The following is a 13936-nucleotide window of genomic DNA, read 5'->3' on the forward strand; positions in this document are numbered from 1 at the left end:
TCACTGCCTGTTCTACGGAGAGCAATTACTTAGCAAGTACGGGTACTCTTTTTATAGCGGGACGATTTCCGTGACGAGGAGACGCCGTCGCCGTCTCGAGTCACGTGATTCCGTGGCAGTTTGCTGGTGTGAAACGACGGGCATACGGAGTTCCCCGTCGTACTCCGATAGGATGGTGTTCGAACTGCGAAAGCACACGGCCGACGTCGCGGTCGAAGCGACCGGTAACACGCTCGAAGACGTCTTTGCTGCGGTCGCCGACGGGCTGGCAGCCGCTTCTTGCGAGACGATCCCGGACGACGGTGATCGGTTTTCGGTGTCGGTGACCGCCGAGAGCCGCGAAGCGTTGCTGTTCGACTACCTGGACGAACTCGTCTACCTTCGAGACGTCCGGAACGAACTGCCCGTGGATCACGCGGTCGCGGCGATCGACGAGGCGGCGAACGGCTCCTTGTCGCTCGAAGCGCACGCCCGCGGCGTCCCACTCACGGAGATTACGGCTCGCGAGATCAAGGCCGTGACGTACTCCGAGATGCGACTCGAGCGAACCGACGACGGCTGGGAGGCGTACGTCGTCTTTGACGTCTGACAGGATGTCGTACCGATTTGTCGATGCAACCACTTTGAGCGCGTTGTACTGGCAACAACTGGCAGGGAACCGTCTAACGTTCCCCCGACGGCTTCCGACCTCGAAACCCCCGGTTCGGTGAGCGATCACGGAGCGGGATACGCTGGTCGGTCGGGGGAAGACGAACATCTTTCATCCTCGCAGTCGGAGGTGCACGTATGAGCAAGCCCACCTACGACGCCGACGGCATCACGCTCGAGCAGGTGCGTGAGAACGTCTGGGAGATTCCACAGGAAGGCGATATGCGAGCACCTGCACGGGTACTCGCGAGCGAGGCCCTGCTCGAGGAGATCCAGGAGGACAAGACCTTAGAGCAGATCACGAACACGACCCATCTGCCGGGGATCACCGAGTACGCGATCTGTATGCCTGACGGCCACCAGGGGTATGGCTTCCCCGTTGGTGGGGTCGGCGCGCTCGATGCCGAAGACGGCTGTATCTCGCCGGGTGCGGTCGGCTACGACATCAACTGCGGCGTCCGGATGATGCGGACGAACCTCACGTACGACGACCTGCAGGGTTGCGAGGAGGAACTCGTCGACTCACTGTTTGCCAACGTCCCGTCGGGGCTGGGCGGCGGCGGCATTGTCGAGGCCGGCGTCGACACCGTCGACGAAATTCTCGAGCGCGGCGTCGAGTGGGCCGTCGAGAACGGCCACGGCGTCGAGGGAGACCTGCTGCACTGTGAGGACGAAGGCCACCGGGAGGAAGCCGATGCCACGAAGATCAGCCAGAAGGCCAAAGACCGCGGGAAGAACCAGATCGGCTCGCTTGGCTCGGGCAACCACTTCCTCGAGGTCCAGCGGGTTACCGAGGTCTTCGACGAGGGGGTCGGCGAGGCTTACGGCCTCGAGGAGGACCAGATCGTCGTCCTCATTCACTGTGGCTCTCGCGGGCTGGGTCACCAGACGTGTAACGACTACCTGCGGAAGATCGAACAGCAACATCAGGGACTGTTGAATCAGTTGCCGGACAAGGAACTCGCGGCTGCGCCAGCGGGCTCACAGCTCGCCGGGGACTACTACAAGGCGATGAACGCGGCGATCAACTTCGCGTGGGTCAACCGTCAGTTGATCATGCATCGGACGCGGCAGGTCTTCGAGCGAGTGTTCGACCGGCCGTGGGAGGAAATGGAGATGGAACTGCTGTACGACGTGGCCCACAACATCGCAAAGAAGGAAGTTCACGATGTCGACGGGGAGCAGCGGGAACTGTTCGTTCACCGCAAGGGTGCGACGCGAGCCTTCCCCGCCGGCCACCACGAGGTCCCCAAAGCGTACCGCGACGTCGGCCAACCCGTCATCATCCCCGGAAGCATGGGGGCTGGCAACTACGTCCTCCGGGGTGGGGAGAACTCGATGGATCTCACGTTCGGCTCGACGGCCCACGGTGCGGGGCGGCTGATGAGTCGGACCCAGGCGAAAAACGAGTTCTGGGGTGGCGACATCCAGCAGGAACTCGAGGAGCAAGACCAAATCTACGTTAAGGCCCAGTCTGGGGCGACGGTCGCGGAGGAGGCACCGGGCGTCTACAAGGATGTCGACGAGGTCGTGCGCGTCTCGGACGAACTCGGTATCGGCGACAAGGTGGCGCGGACGTTCCCCGTCTGTAACATCAAGGGGTAGTCGTCGGGGTCGTCCCGGGAACTGCAGGCATTCGAGAGAGGTGTCGAGAAGAGCCACGGATCGCTTCAGACGGTTTGTTGTTCGTCAGTTCCGGCGCGACCGCAGGAGCTCGCGGTCGCGCCGGTATATCGGTCCAGCAGTCCGTATCAGTGGGCGACCATGATCGGGGGGGCTTACATGCGTTCGGAGGGTAATTACGAACTATGTCACAGCAAACCAGGACGCAGACGAACAAGCACTACATCGGCGGCGAGTGGACTGACGGCAGTGGCTCTGAGACGTTCGAAAGTGAAAACCCTGCGACGGGCGAGACACTCGCGGAGTTTCACCGAGGAACAGAGGACGACGTCGACGCCGCACTCGAGGCCGCAGAGGACGCTTTCGAGGAGTGGCGCGAGCTGTCCTACATCGACCGCGCGGAGTACCTCTGGGACATCTACCACGAACTTCGGGAGCGACACGAGGAACTCGGCGAGATCGTCTCCAAAGAGTGTGGCAAAGAGATTAGTGAAGGAAAAGCCGACGTCACCGAAGCTTGGCACATGGTGGAGTGGGCTGCGGGCAATGCCCGTCATCCCCACGGCGACGTGGTCCCGAGCGAGGTCGGGAGCAAGGACGCCTACATGCGCCGGAAGCCACGGGGCGTTGTCGGCTGTATCACGCCGTGGAACTTCCCGGTCGCGATCCCGTTCTGGCACATGGCCATCGCGCTCGTCGAGGGGAACACGGTCGTCTGGAAGCCCGCCGAACAGACGCCGTGGTGTGGCCAGATCATCGCCGAGATGATGGCGGACGCCGGCATCCCCGACGGCGTCTTCAACATGGTACAGGGCTTTGGCGACGCCGGTGGCGCGATCAGCGACGACAGTCGCGTCGACACCGTGCTCTTCACCGGCTCCGCGGAGGTCGGTCAGGAGATCGCCAGCAAGGTCGGCGGCGAACCCGGCAAGCTCGCGGCCTGCGAGATGGGCGGCAAGAACGGCATCGTCATTACTGAGGAAGCCAACCTCGACATCGCCGTCCACTCCGCCGTGATGTCGAGTTTCAAGACGACCGGGCAACGCTGTGTCTCCTCCGAGCGCCTGATCGTCCACGAGGACATCTACGACGAGTTCAAAGAACGGTTCGTCGACATCGCCGAGGACGTCGCCGTCGGCGACCCGCTCGAGGAGGACACGTTCATGGGGCCGGCCATCGAGGGCGACCACGTCGAGAAGATCCGCAAGCACAACGAACTCGCCCGGAAGGAAGGCGCGAACGTGCTGGTCGACCGGTTCGAACTCGCCGAAGACGAGATTCCCGACGGCCACGCCGAGGGCCACTGGGTCGGTCCGTTCGTCTACGAGATCGACTACGAAACCGACCTGCGCTGTCTGAAAGAGGAGTGTTTCGGCCCGCACGTCGCCTTGCTCGAGTACTCGGGTGACATCGAAGACGCCGTCGAGATCCACAACGACACGCCCTACGGGCTCGCGGGCGCAGTCGTCTCCGAGGACTACCGCCAGATTAATTACTTCCGTGACCACGCCGAACTCGGGCTGGCGTACGCGAACCTGCCGTGTATCGGTGCCGAGGTCCAGCTCCCGTTCGGCGGCGTCAAAAAGTCCGGCAACGGCTACCCGAGCGCCCGCGAAGCGATCGAAGCCGTCACCGAACGCACCGCCTGGACGATAAACAACTCGACGGACATCGAGATGGCACAGGGGCTGTCGGCGGACATCGTGACCCGCGACGACTGATCGGCGTCGCGTCGAGCCGACCGCTTTGCTCGAACAGCGTGTGGACACGTAGCTAATGCTGTCGCAAGAGCGGCGAAGGGCGAACGGCCGAAAGGAGTGGGCGAAACCGAGGTGAAAGCGGACGGACGTGAGTGCTCGCTCCCGGGAACGAGCGTGCGACGGGCCGGAGCGGCGCGTTGCCGGTTACGACGTGAAAAGCGTCTGTGCCGGCAGTTCAACTACAGACACGAGAGGACAAAAAGTCGGTGGTCGGTTCGTGTCACGTGAGCACGAACGAACGCTTCTCAAAACCGCCGATCCCGCAGCGCGGGGAACTCCTCGCGAACAGATGCAACCGTCTCGAGATCGATCCCGGCGGTGACCGTCGTCGGCGCGTCGCCGCTCGAGGCGACAGTCACGCCCCACGGATCGTAGACGGACGACCGGCCGAGTAGCGTGACCTCGCCGCCGTCGCCGTTGAAGGTGCCCGAACCGTTGATCGTCGCGACATAGCACTGATTCTCGATCGCCCGCGCTCGAGCGAGTGTCTCCCAGTGCTCGATCCGAGGATACGGCCACGCGCTCGGGACGAGCAGGAGTTGCACCCCTGCGTCGACCAGTCGCCGGTAGAGTCCGGGAAACCGGAGGTCGTAACAGGTAGTCACGCCCACGGTGAGGCCGCCGACCGTCGCAGTCTCGAGTCGGTCTCCAGGGACGAGCAGCTCCGACTCCGCGGACTCGTAGCCAAAGAGGTGGTGTTTCCGGTAGATCAGTTGCAGGTCGCCCTCGGCATCGAACAGTGCGGCGGTGTTGGCCAGTCCCTCGTCCGCTGGCGTCGGAACGCTCTCGGTCGCCTCGAGGTCCTCGACGATCGTTCCCGCGAGGACGGCAATCTCGTGGTCGGCTGCAGCCTCGCGCAGTCGGGAAAACGTCTCGCCCTCGACGGGTTCCGCGTGGCGGTCGTAGCGATCGAACGCGAAGTAGCCGACGGTGAACATCTCCGGCAGGGCAACGAGGTCCGCCCCACGGGCGGCGGCGTCCGACAGCGCCTCGAGTGCACGGTCGACGTTCCGGTCGACTGCACCCGCTTCGACGTGGATCTGGGCGAGCGCAATCGACAACGGTTCGTCAGAAACTGAAACGTGATCGGAGTGCATGGTATCGTATCAGAACTCGCGGGCGAGCCAGCGCTCGAGTGCACGTCGGAGGTTCTCGAGTTCGTCGTCGAGATTTCGCTCGAAGAACTTCTCGACGCCGGGAAGTTTGCCGTCGACGACGAACCGGTTTTCGAGGCGCGTCCCTCCGTTTCGTTCGACGATCTCGTGTTCGCCGGTGACCGTCATCACTTTCGACTTGCCGACGAACTCCACGTATTCGGGCGGTCGACGGGTGAGGTCTTCGGTCTCGACGGTGACGGTCTGTCCTACGAGTGGGATCGGTAACTCGACGTGCCAGGTGACCTCACGGCCGTCGGGGTCGTCGGCAGTGTATTCGTGGACGACGCTAATCGCTCGCGCGCGGTTCTCCGGATCGGCGACGAACTCCCAGACCTGTTCGGGTGAAGCCGACGACTCGAACGCCCGCTCGATCCGTACAGTCATGCCTCTACGTGGGGGGTTCGTCGGTAAAAAGACAGTGGAGTCGCGTACTCGACGGATCGTGGTCAGCTGAGGGTGACTTTCCACGTCGTCGAGCGAGCACGACCCCACTTCTCGATGTCGACCTCGTCGGACTTCTCGGCAAGGTGGGGGAGTCGTGCGCCCACCTGTTTCGACGAGAGGCCGATCGCATCCGCGATGTTTTTCGCCCGGAAGTACTGTTCGCCCCGGGTAGCACTCTCGCGGAGATACGAGAGAATCCGCTGCTCTTCGTCGGAGTAGTCGGTCATCGTCCGTACCGGCATTAGACCGCCGTCGGCCTTAACTCTTAGCAGCGACACTGGTGTCAGCGTCCCGCGTGGCTGCCCTGAAAAGAGCAGCCGATTCTCTCTTCGTTACTTTTCACTCCCAGAGATGAATACCGACGACAGCAAGCGACGCAAAGATGACGGCAGCAGCAAAGCCCCAGGCCGCCTCGATATCCGGCGCGCCAGTGAACATCACGAGTGCACCGATCGTTGCGAGTGCACCGAGTGCAAGCGCTATTCCGACGCCTTTGTCCGTCGAGGCCTCCGTTTCGGTAGCCATGCTCGAGGGTTGGGGGTGGGGTATCTTAATTGCACTTGTTTCAGTTCGCGTGCACGAGCGCCTCGACACCGGCCAGGGAGTCATGCGGACCGGCTACTCGATCACTGTCGATCGCCAGATATGGGGCCAGCGATCGACGGTAAACAGTTACAGCGATCAATCTCAGTTGATCGTCGTATGTTCGGACTCCTCGTTCAATGCGAGATTCGCAGCAATCTCGGCGTTTCGCATGGCGTACTCGGCGGTCTGCTGGAGGCTGACGAGCACCTCGCGCACCCTGAGCAGTTCCTCGTTCGACATTTCGGGGAGCCCCTCGAGAATCTCCTCTTCCCGGTCGGCGACCTCCCGAAACAGCGCCCGCACCTCGTTTGACATGTCGTAGTCGCGTTCGACCGCCGCCTCGACGGCGATCGAGGTGATCTCGTCGACGAGTTCGTTCAGTTCGCGGATGTCCCGCATGACCGAACTGTCGACGTCGAGCGAGTGGCCCTCCGTCTCCATGACGATGTCGGCGATGTCTTCCGCATTGTCGGCGGTCAGCTCTAAGTTCTTCGCAATCGACCGATAACCGATCAGGGGAAAGCCGCTGTTGAGACCGACAGCTCGCGCAAGGTTCGGGTTCTGGTAGGCCGTAAAGATCAGACGCAACAGCAACACGAAGATCTTGTTCGCCTGCCGTTCCCGATTCAACGCTCGCTGTGCCAGATCGGGGTTGCCGTGAGCAAGCGCTTTAATTGCCTCGCTACGCATCGTCTGGCCAGTTCGTTCCAGCCGCTCGAGTAAGTTGTCGAGTGTGAAATCCTCGGGATCGACCGAGCAGCGAATCGAAATGCTCTCTGGCGTTTCCTCGATGACGCCCAGCCCCATCAACTGGGTTTCGGCCTGATAGACCGCGTTGATGTGGTCGGACTCGAGTGCGCCCTCTTCGCGTTCGATGCGAATGACGCGTCGGCCGAGAACGTACTGGGCAACGATCGCGCGCTCGACGGCGTCGGCGTCGAGACCGTCGGCGTGGATGATCGCCTCCGTCTCCTCGGCACTTGCGGACTCGGACAACACCGTCAACGTGCCTTTGCCACTGGTGCGAAGCGACACCTCGTCGCCTTTCTCGACGGCGTGCTCTGACGCCCACTCGGCCGGGAGAGTCATCGCCAGCGTCGACGGACCGAGTCGTTGCACTTTCCGGGTTTCCATACGCACTGGTACAACCGGGAACGACCTTAATCTTGACTATACACACCTTATATTCAGCGCCGCAATCATATCGTGTGTTACCTACCAGACGAACTGCCAGGAATCGCCACAGTAACTGAATCACACGACTTTGACGAGTCGCGTCGTGAACCGCCCCGTACGGACCTTGATCCAGCCCCTGAGATCCTCGTCGACCGCGTCGTCGTCGGTGTCGACGCGTAGCGAATCGAGTCCGTCGAGTTTCTCCGCGGAAGCGACGACCTCGAGTCCGTCGGCGCGTTCGATGACCGCAGGTGAGATCTGGTGGTTGCCGCGACCGAACACAAACCCCTGCCCGCCGATCGGCGAGACGACGATCGTCGCCGGCCCGTCGAGTACCTCGAGGAGACGTTCCTCGTCGGCATCGCGGGCGAGGAAGTCGCCACTCGAGACCGGATCGTCCGGGCTGGGGCCGGCCTGCCAGACATCGACGCCCAGCGGCGAGGGGTCGATTCCAAGTTCCTCTTCGATCGTTCCGACCGTGCTCCCGGGACCGAAGACGTAGATCCGGTCGGGGTCGACCTCGCGTGCGAATCCAGCGGCAAGCGAGTCGACGCTGCCGCTGGCGAGTTGCTTGCTCGACTGGAGCGCAGGCGCGACCGGGACTGGAACGATCGCGCGGAGCTCTGCCCGAACCTCGCCGTCTCGGTAGGCTGCCTCGTCGATGTCGTTTACCTCACGGGATTCGATACGGTCGAACTCGGCGGCGACTCGCCCCGCGTCGGCCGGCGTCACGGCGAACACCGACGAGTAGACCTTGACCCCTGCCGGGACGCCGAGCATCGGCGTCGGATCACCATCGTCCGTCGACGATTCGTCTTCGTCCTCGAGCACCTCGGCAACGTCGACGGCCGTCCCGTCACCGCCGACGAACAGCACGAGATCGACCTCGTGTTCGAGAAACGCCCGGACGGCTCGTCGCGTATCGTCTGCAGTCGTCTCCGCCTCGGCGGGATCGTCCGGCCTCGCCGGATCACCGTTCCGGACGGCCGCCGGGTCGGAGACCACGTTCGGCTCGATGCCCACGTCTCGAGCCGCATACTCTCCCAAAACTCCCGTGGCCGTGTAGACCGTACAGTTCGGTTTCCGCTCGTGAAACGTCCGCAGCGCCTCGCGAGCGCGATCCGGAGCGCGAGAGGTTGCACCTCGTTCGCGCGCCTCCTCGAGTTTCCCGTCGGTACCTTTCAGGCCGACCCGACCACCCATACCAGCGATCGGATTGACTACGACACCCAGCGTCTCCATACGTCCCTCTACTCGCTCCGATCCAAAAGACGTGTGGCGTTCGACCGATCGCCCTTCATTCTGAAAGATTAAGAGGAACCAGTGTGGATCAACGCACATGAACGAACTCGCGTTCGTCGTCCTGGAAACGGAACTGCCGATGGGCATCGCTGGCTGGGGAACGCTTGCTCTCGGAGTGCTCGTGACGGCAGTCTGGCTGATTTACCTCTATCGGTAGTACCGTGCCGACCGTCGACCGATAGCCGAACCAGACGACAGGTATCGTCGCCGCTGTAAGTTCCTGCACGACTGTTCGTACGACGGCGTCGTGACTGGTGTACCGCTTTGGCGTCAGGGCACCTCATACGGTTTACTGTACGTCGTTTTCGGTGCAGCCGCTTCGGGTCGTGGTCGCACCGGTACATCGGTACAGCAATCCGTTTCACTCGAGTTCGGTCGCGTCCGTTTCGAGATACGCCCGTAGCGTCGTCAACCCGTCGACATCACGACCGAACGCGGTCACATCGTTGTCGGTAATCGTGTTGTCGAACTCGAGCGACCGGGCCTGGTCCGATCCGAATGGGACGAACGGAAGCGGTTCGGCCACGGCGAGACCGAGTTTCGCCAGCAGCATAGGGATAGGAAGCACCGTTACCGACTTCCCGTCGGCTTCGTAGACCAGTTCCGTCACGTCCGCGAGCGTCACGACCTGCGGGCCGCCGACCTCGTAGGTCCCGCCGACGTGGTCGTCGTCCTCGAAAACGTCTGCGAGCATGGGAACCAGGTCGCCGACCCAGATGGGCTGGAACCGCGTCTCGCCACCGCCCGGCAGCCCCGTGACGTACGGCGTCGTCAGCGTCTTCGTAAACGCCACGAACTCACCGCCATCACCGAACACGACCGACGGGCGAAAGATCGTCCACTCGAGACTCGAGTCGCGGACGACCTCTTCGGCGCGGCCCTTGGCACGAATGTAGGCGGTGTCGCCGTCGGGGTTGGCACCGAGTGCGCTCATCTGGAGGAACCGTTCGACATCGTGGGTTTCGGCCGCCCGAACGAGGTTCTCCGTTCCGCCGACGTGGACGGTCTCGTGGTCGCGGTCGCCTTTCGGCTCCCACAGCGGCGCGAGCGACACGAGGTTGACGACGGCGTCGTGTCCCGCGACTGCGTCCTCGATCGAGTCGTACGCGGAGACGTCTCCCACTGCAAGGTCGACTTCCTCGGGAATCGAGCCACGGCCAGGAGTCCGGGAGAGCGCCGTCACGTCGTGGCCCCGTTCGACGAGTTCGGTACAGAGATTCGTTCCGATGAAACCCGCGCCACCAGCGACGAAAACGTTCATGGGTAGAATATACACGCGAAACGATAAATAGCTAGTCGGCTACGCTAGTAGGGTAAAACGAATAGACCCTTATATTCCTCCCTCCCACGTGCGAACATGCTCGTCACGCTCGAGGGACTGGACGGCAGCGGTAAGACGACGGTCTGGGGGGCGCTCCAGGATCGCTACCCTGGCGCGGTCTTTACGCGCGAACCGACCAGCGACTCCTGGTACGGCGACGCCGTCTACCGCTCGATCGAGGACGACGACGCCGACTCGCTTGCCGAACTCTTCCTGTACACCGCCGATCACGCCGACCACCTCACCCGAACAGTCGAACCTGCCCTCGAACGCGGCGACCTCGTGATCTCCGATCGCTACGCAGACTCCCGGTTTGCCTACCAGGGCGCTACCCTCGCAGCGTACGACCGACTCGAGGTCCCCGATCCCCTCGAGTACGTCGTCGCCGTCCACGAACCGTTCACGATCGAACCCGACCTGACGATCTATCTCGATGTCGATCCCGAGACTGCCGCCGACCGCGCGGGCACGACGAACAAGTTCGAACGAAGAGCGTACCTCGAGCGCGTCCACGAGAACTACGAACGACTCCTCGAGCGCCATCCGGATCGGTTCGTTCGTATCGACGCGAGCCAGGAACCAGAGGACGTGCTCGAGGAAGTCGGGGAAGTACTGTCCGAGGCGATCGGTAGCGAATAGCGGCGTCGTGACGGATCGACCGCAAGACTGTTATCCAGAAACTCGACACAGCGAACCCCAACGAGTTGTTTCTCAACCAGAATCGTAACGATCCGTTATCTCTCGGAGTCGCCAGCCGGAGTACGCGACGAGTCCACTTCCGAGGAGGGTGAGAACTACCCTGACGGTAACCAGGGAAGGATCGGCCGTCCAGTGACCGCCGCTCCACTCGAGTCCGTGTCGGTAGTAATAATCCCCGTCGTGCTCGAGAATTTCGTTGCGCTCGAAACTGCCGATTTGCTCGCCGTAAACGGTGATCGAGCCAGTTTCGACGGTCTCACGGACCAGTTCGGAACGCTGTTCGGTGGAAACGGCAGCGCGTTCGACCGCCTCCAACGGAGTTACGTTCTCGAGTGTGAGAACAGTCCCGTTCTCTTCGAGGTGTGATTCGGGGACGTAGGTCTCGCCCTCGATTCTTACCACGGAGTACGACGCCTCGTTCGATTCGTAGACGAAAGCGTCGGTCTCGACCGAACCGTTCTCGAGAACGTCTCGTTCCAGGGCGCACGAACGCCCACCTGGGCAGTCCAAAACGTCTTCTGAGAGCCCCAGGGCCTGCTGGGCCATCGTTTCGTTCTCGACCTGCGTTACGTGATAGGTTCGCTCTGGAGCACCGCCGCCATCGGGATACAGGTAAAGCGGATTCAGCAAGAGGCCGACACCGAGGAGAGCTACTCCACAGAGAACGAGAGCACGTACCCCTCGTGACTGTTTCATAGCTCCAGTCACCGATGGAAAACAGATGTGTTTTTCGTCTTACTATTTTGTTTCGAAACGGCTGGAGGCACGCGCCTCTAGCAGGTCTACGAGAACTACGAGCGACTCCTCGAGCGCGACCCCGATCGGTTCGTTCGGATCGACGCGACGCAGGAACCGGAAGCGGTGCTCGAGGAGGTCGAAGACGTGCTGGCCGGTGTCGTCAGGGAGGAATAACTATCGAACGGCTCGGAATCAGGTTTCGAGTCGAGAACTGATTTCACGGCCGGGAGTGCGACTCGAGCGTTGCGAGAGTCGCACGACCCGGGGGAGGGCAGGCTCTCACCAGTCACTCGCCGCGAGCGCTGCGTCGCAGCGCGAGCGGGCCGACGACTGATGTGAGGGAGCGATGACAGGAGCGACCGAACGGAAGGAGGAGTGCTTTTTATCGAAATTTTACCGAGCGTCGGCGAGGTGTGCGCCAGCAACGCTGGCGCCAGCTCGCCAGAGCGCAGCGTAAAATTTCGTCTTTAGTCCATCGCGATATACGTCTGGGTCCCTTCGACGCCGTCGATCCCCTGAATTCTGGTTGCAGCGGTCTCTTTTACCGCTGCGGGCGTCTCGACGCCTACTTTCGCGATGATGTCGACGTCGCCCGCGACGATGTGGGCCGATTCGACGCCCTCGAGCGCCGTGATCTCGCTTCGAAGCCGATCCGCTTCGCCCGTGTTCGCTTTGACCATGACGAATGCTGTGACCATCAGTTGACACCTCCAGTACTCCCCGAGCCGGCGTTGGCGATCGCGCGCGTTTCGGACTCGCCGACGAGGAGCTGACGAACGTCGCTCAACACCTCGAAATCAGCCAGAACGACCAGCCGATCGCCGACCTCGAGCGACTCGTCCCCGCCGGGCAACTCGAGTTCGCTATCGCGTTTGCCAAACGCGAGGACGGTCGAGTTGGCGGGTAGTTCGAGTTCGGGGATCGTGTAGCCGTTGACGGGTGCGTCGCCGGTGATCGTCAGTTCGACCACTTGCAGGTGCTGTTCGACGTCCGCAATAGCCCGAATCGTCCCGCCGAGGAGGGCGTTTTTCGCGCCGATCGCGCCGAGCCGTTCGGGATAGATCAACTCGTCGACATCGTCGGCGTACTTCCGATAGATCTCCTCGCGGTAGGCTTCGTCGATCCGTAGCACCGTCCGGCAGCCGTAGTGTTTTGCGACCATGCAGACCGTGAAGTTGACGTTCAGGTCGGCCGTCAACGCACCGACGGCGTCGGCGCTCTCGACGGCGGCCTCCTCGAGGGTTCGCTCCCGGGAGCCGTCGCCCTCGACGACGGTGAATCCCTCGTTTCGGGCACGTCTGACCCGCGATTCGTCGCGTTCGATGAGCGTCACCTCGTGGCCTTCCTCGCGCAGGACGCGTGCCGTCCGCAGTCCGACCCGGCCAGCGCCGATAATCACGAACCGCATAGCCAGGGGTACGCTCGCCCCGACAATAAGTTTGCCCCAGTGTACCACACCTCACGTCGGCGGGCAAAAGCTTTAGTCGTGTGACAGTGTATCACACCGTCGATGGTCCACGCGTTCATCATGGTGAAGACGGCCGCCGGGAAGTCGGAGGGACTCCTCGCCAATATCAGGGACCTCGAGGACATCTACGAGGCCCACATCGTCGCGGGCAACTACGACATCATCGCGGAGATAGAGGCCGAAGAAATCTACGACGTCCTGGAAGTCGTCTCGACGAATCTGCAGGGACTCGAGGGTGTGACCGACACGAAGACGTACATCGCAATGGATTGAAGCGATCGGCTCCGTCGAAATCAAACTGGTCAGTGTGACCTCTCGAAGGCAGGAATTCTCTCGAAGACCGGTCTACGTCCTGAACCCATCGATCGAACCACGAAACGGAGGTTACGGGGAGACAGCGGAATCCCGAACCAAAAGACGAGCGGAATAATTATAAAATTCTAATATTTCTATGGAGTATGAAACGGCGAGCCCTCCTTGCAGCGATGAGCGCAAGCACACTCCACATAGCGGGGTGTCTCGACAGGGTATCCCTCGGCCCGCCCGAACTGGCGCTCGGGCGAATACGAGTCAAAAATTTTAGCACACAGGACGTAGAGATCGATCTTTCCGTCGAAAAGGCGGGCAAAGAGGTGTATCAGGAAGAGCACTCGCTCGAAGGATGGGATGCGTCCGATGAACGCCCAACTATCGGGACAGCCCATATCGTCGAGGACTGGATGGCTGAAACGGCCGAGTACGAGATACACGTCGACGTACTCGATACCGAGTTCGAGTCCACCCGAACGACGGAATCGGTAAGGGAGAACGTCGAAGAATTCGGACCTGACAACGTCCCTGACGGAACGTGCTACGAGTACAACGTCCGAATGAACAGTACGAACTGGGGCGAAGAACTCGACGGCGTGAATATCTTGCATGACGTCCTCGAGTCGGAAGATCCGCTGTCGATCGCCCCCTCGTGTGAGATTCCAGGGGAGTAACCCGGTCGGGTCAGTATCGAACGAAGTCCTAC

16 protein-coding genes and 1 pseudogene are annotated in these 13936 nt (G+C 61.9%); 7 read left to right on the forward strand and 10 right to left on the reverse strand.

Features of this window, described 5'->3' with window-relative positions; all coding sequences use genetic code 11:
• Nucleotides 1-172 precede the first annotated feature (172 nt).
• From NATGR_RS12985 to NATGR_RS12995, 3 genes are all read left to right on the forward strand, one after another.
• Complete coding sequence (locus NATGR_RS12985; RefSeq protein WP_005580457.1) at nucleotides 173-589, forward strand: archease; 417 nt, start codon at nucleotides 173-175, stop codon at nucleotides 587-589.
• A gap of 197 nt (nucleotides 590-786) precedes the next feature.
• Complete coding sequence (locus tag NATGR_RS12990; protein WP_005580458.1) at nucleotides 787-2253, forward strand: RtcB family protein; 1467 nt, start codon at nucleotides 787-789, stop codon at nucleotides 2251-2253.
• 203 nt (nucleotides 2254-2456) lie between these two features.
• On the forward strand, nucleotides 2457-3992 hold the full coding sequence (locus NATGR_RS12995) for an aldehyde dehydrogenase family protein (RefSeq protein WP_005580459.1): 1536 nt from the start codon (nucleotides 2457-2459) through the stop codon (nucleotides 3990-3992).
• Between the two features lie 284 nt (nucleotides 3993-4276).
• On the opposite strand, the gene NATGR_RS13000 is transcribed toward NATGR_RS12995, so the two are convergent.
• From NATGR_RS13000 to NATGR_RS13030, 7 genes are all read right to left on the reverse strand, one after another.
• The gene (locus NATGR_RS13000; RefSeq protein ID WP_015233679.1) at nucleotides 4277-5128 is read right to left on the reverse strand and encodes a carbon-nitrogen family hydrolase; all 852 of its coding nucleotides are present in this window, start codon (nucleotides 5126-5128) and stop codon (nucleotides 4277-4279) included.
• 9 nt (nucleotides 5129-5137) lie between these two features.
• A complete protein-coding gene (locus NATGR_RS13005; RefSeq protein ID WP_005580465.1) occupies nucleotides 5138-5572 on the reverse strand; it encodes an SRPBCC family protein in 435 nt (144 codons plus the stop codon).
• Between the two features lie 62 nt (nucleotides 5573-5634).
• Complete coding sequence (locus NATGR_RS13010; RefSeq protein ID WP_005580466.1) at nucleotides 5635-5859, reverse strand: DUF7123 family protein; 225 nt, start codon at nucleotides 5857-5859, stop codon at nucleotides 5635-5637.
• A gap of 112 nt (nucleotides 5860-5971) precedes the next feature.
• Nucleotides 5972-6157 carry a DUF7525 family protein gene (locus tag NATGR_RS13015; protein WP_005580467.1) on the reverse strand — a complete coding sequence of 62 codons (186 nt, stop codon included), beginning with the start codon at nucleotides 6155-6157 and terminating at the stop codon, nucleotides 5972-5974.
• A 162-nt stretch (nucleotides 6158-6319) separates the two neighbouring features.
• Nucleotides 6320-7351 (reverse strand): phosphate signaling complex PhoU family protein, encoded by a 1032-nt coding sequence (locus NATGR_RS13020; RefSeq protein ID WP_005580468.1) that lies wholly within the window; start codon nucleotides 7349-7351, stop codon nucleotides 6320-6322.
• A gap of 120 nt (nucleotides 7352-7471) precedes the next feature.
• Nucleotides 7472-8635, reverse strand: coding sequence for an ATP-NAD kinase family protein (locus tag NATGR_RS13025; RefSeq protein WP_005580469.1), 1164 nt, complete (start codon nucleotides 8633-8635; stop codon nucleotides 7472-7474).
• Between the two features lie 421 nt (nucleotides 8636-9056).
• A complete protein-coding gene (locus NATGR_RS13030) occupies nucleotides 9057-9956 on the reverse strand; it encodes a complex I NDUFA9 subunit family protein (RefSeq protein ID WP_005580471.1) in 900 nt (299 codons plus the stop codon).
• Between the two features lie 96 nt (nucleotides 9957-10052).
• Here NATGR_RS13030 and tmk point away from each other — a divergent pair, with 96 nt between their 5' ends.
• Entirely contained in the window at nucleotides 10053-10655 is a 603-nt protein-coding gene (gene tmk, locus NATGR_RS13035) for a dTMP kinase (RefSeq protein ID WP_005580472.1), read from the forward strand.
• 72 nt (nucleotides 10656-10727) lie between these two features.
• Here tmk and NATGR_RS13040 read toward each other — a convergent pair whose 3' ends face one another.
• Nucleotides 10728-11411 carry a hypothetical protein gene (locus NATGR_RS13040; RefSeq protein WP_005580473.1) on the reverse strand — a complete coding sequence of 228 codons (684 nt, stop codon included), beginning with the start codon at nucleotides 11409-11411 and terminating at the stop codon, nucleotides 10728-10730.
• Between the two features lie 84 nt (nucleotides 11412-11495).
• On the opposite strand from NATGR_RS13040, the pseudogene NATGR_RS20285 reads away from it, so the two are divergent.
• Nucleotides 11496-11627 (forward strand): annotated as a pseudogene (locus NATGR_RS20285) (dTMP kinase); the annotation flags it as partial.
• A 293-nt stretch (nucleotides 11628-11920) separates the two neighbouring features.
• Here NATGR_RS20285 and NATGR_RS13045 read toward each other — a convergent pair.
• Together NATGR_RS13045 and NATGR_RS13050 are read right to left on the reverse strand one after the other, a co-directional pair.
• Nucleotides 11921-12151, reverse strand: coding sequence for an Lrp/AsnC family transcriptional regulator (locus NATGR_RS13045; protein WP_005580475.1), 231 nt, complete (start codon nucleotides 12149-12151; stop codon nucleotides 11921-11923).
• Nucleotides 12151-12861 (reverse strand): potassium channel family protein, encoded by a 711-nt coding sequence (locus tag NATGR_RS13050; RefSeq protein ID WP_005580476.1) that lies wholly within the window; start codon nucleotides 12859-12861, stop codon nucleotides 12151-12153. Before NATGR_RS13050 ends, NATGR_RS13045 begins: the two co-directional genes overlap by 1 nt.
• Before the next feature lie 102 nt (nucleotides 12862-12963).
• Between NATGR_RS13050 and NATGR_RS13055 the strand changes: the two genes are divergently transcribed.
• Complete coding sequence (locus NATGR_RS13055; RefSeq protein WP_005580478.1) at nucleotides 12964-13194, forward strand: Lrp/AsnC family transcriptional regulator; 231 nt, start codon at nucleotides 12964-12966, stop codon at nucleotides 13192-13194.
• A 185-nt stretch (nucleotides 13195-13379) separates the two neighbouring features.
• Entirely contained in the window at nucleotides 13380-13904 is a 525-nt protein-coding gene (locus tag NATGR_RS13060) for a hypothetical protein (RefSeq protein WP_015233681.1), read from the forward strand.
• Nucleotides 13905-13936: the final 32 nt, after the last annotated feature.

It is taken from the genome of Natronobacterium gregoryi SP2 (assembly GCF_000230715.2).
Taxonomy (GTDB): Archaea; Halobacteriota; Halobacteria; order Halobacteriales; family Natrialbaceae; genus Natronobacterium; species Natronobacterium gregoryi.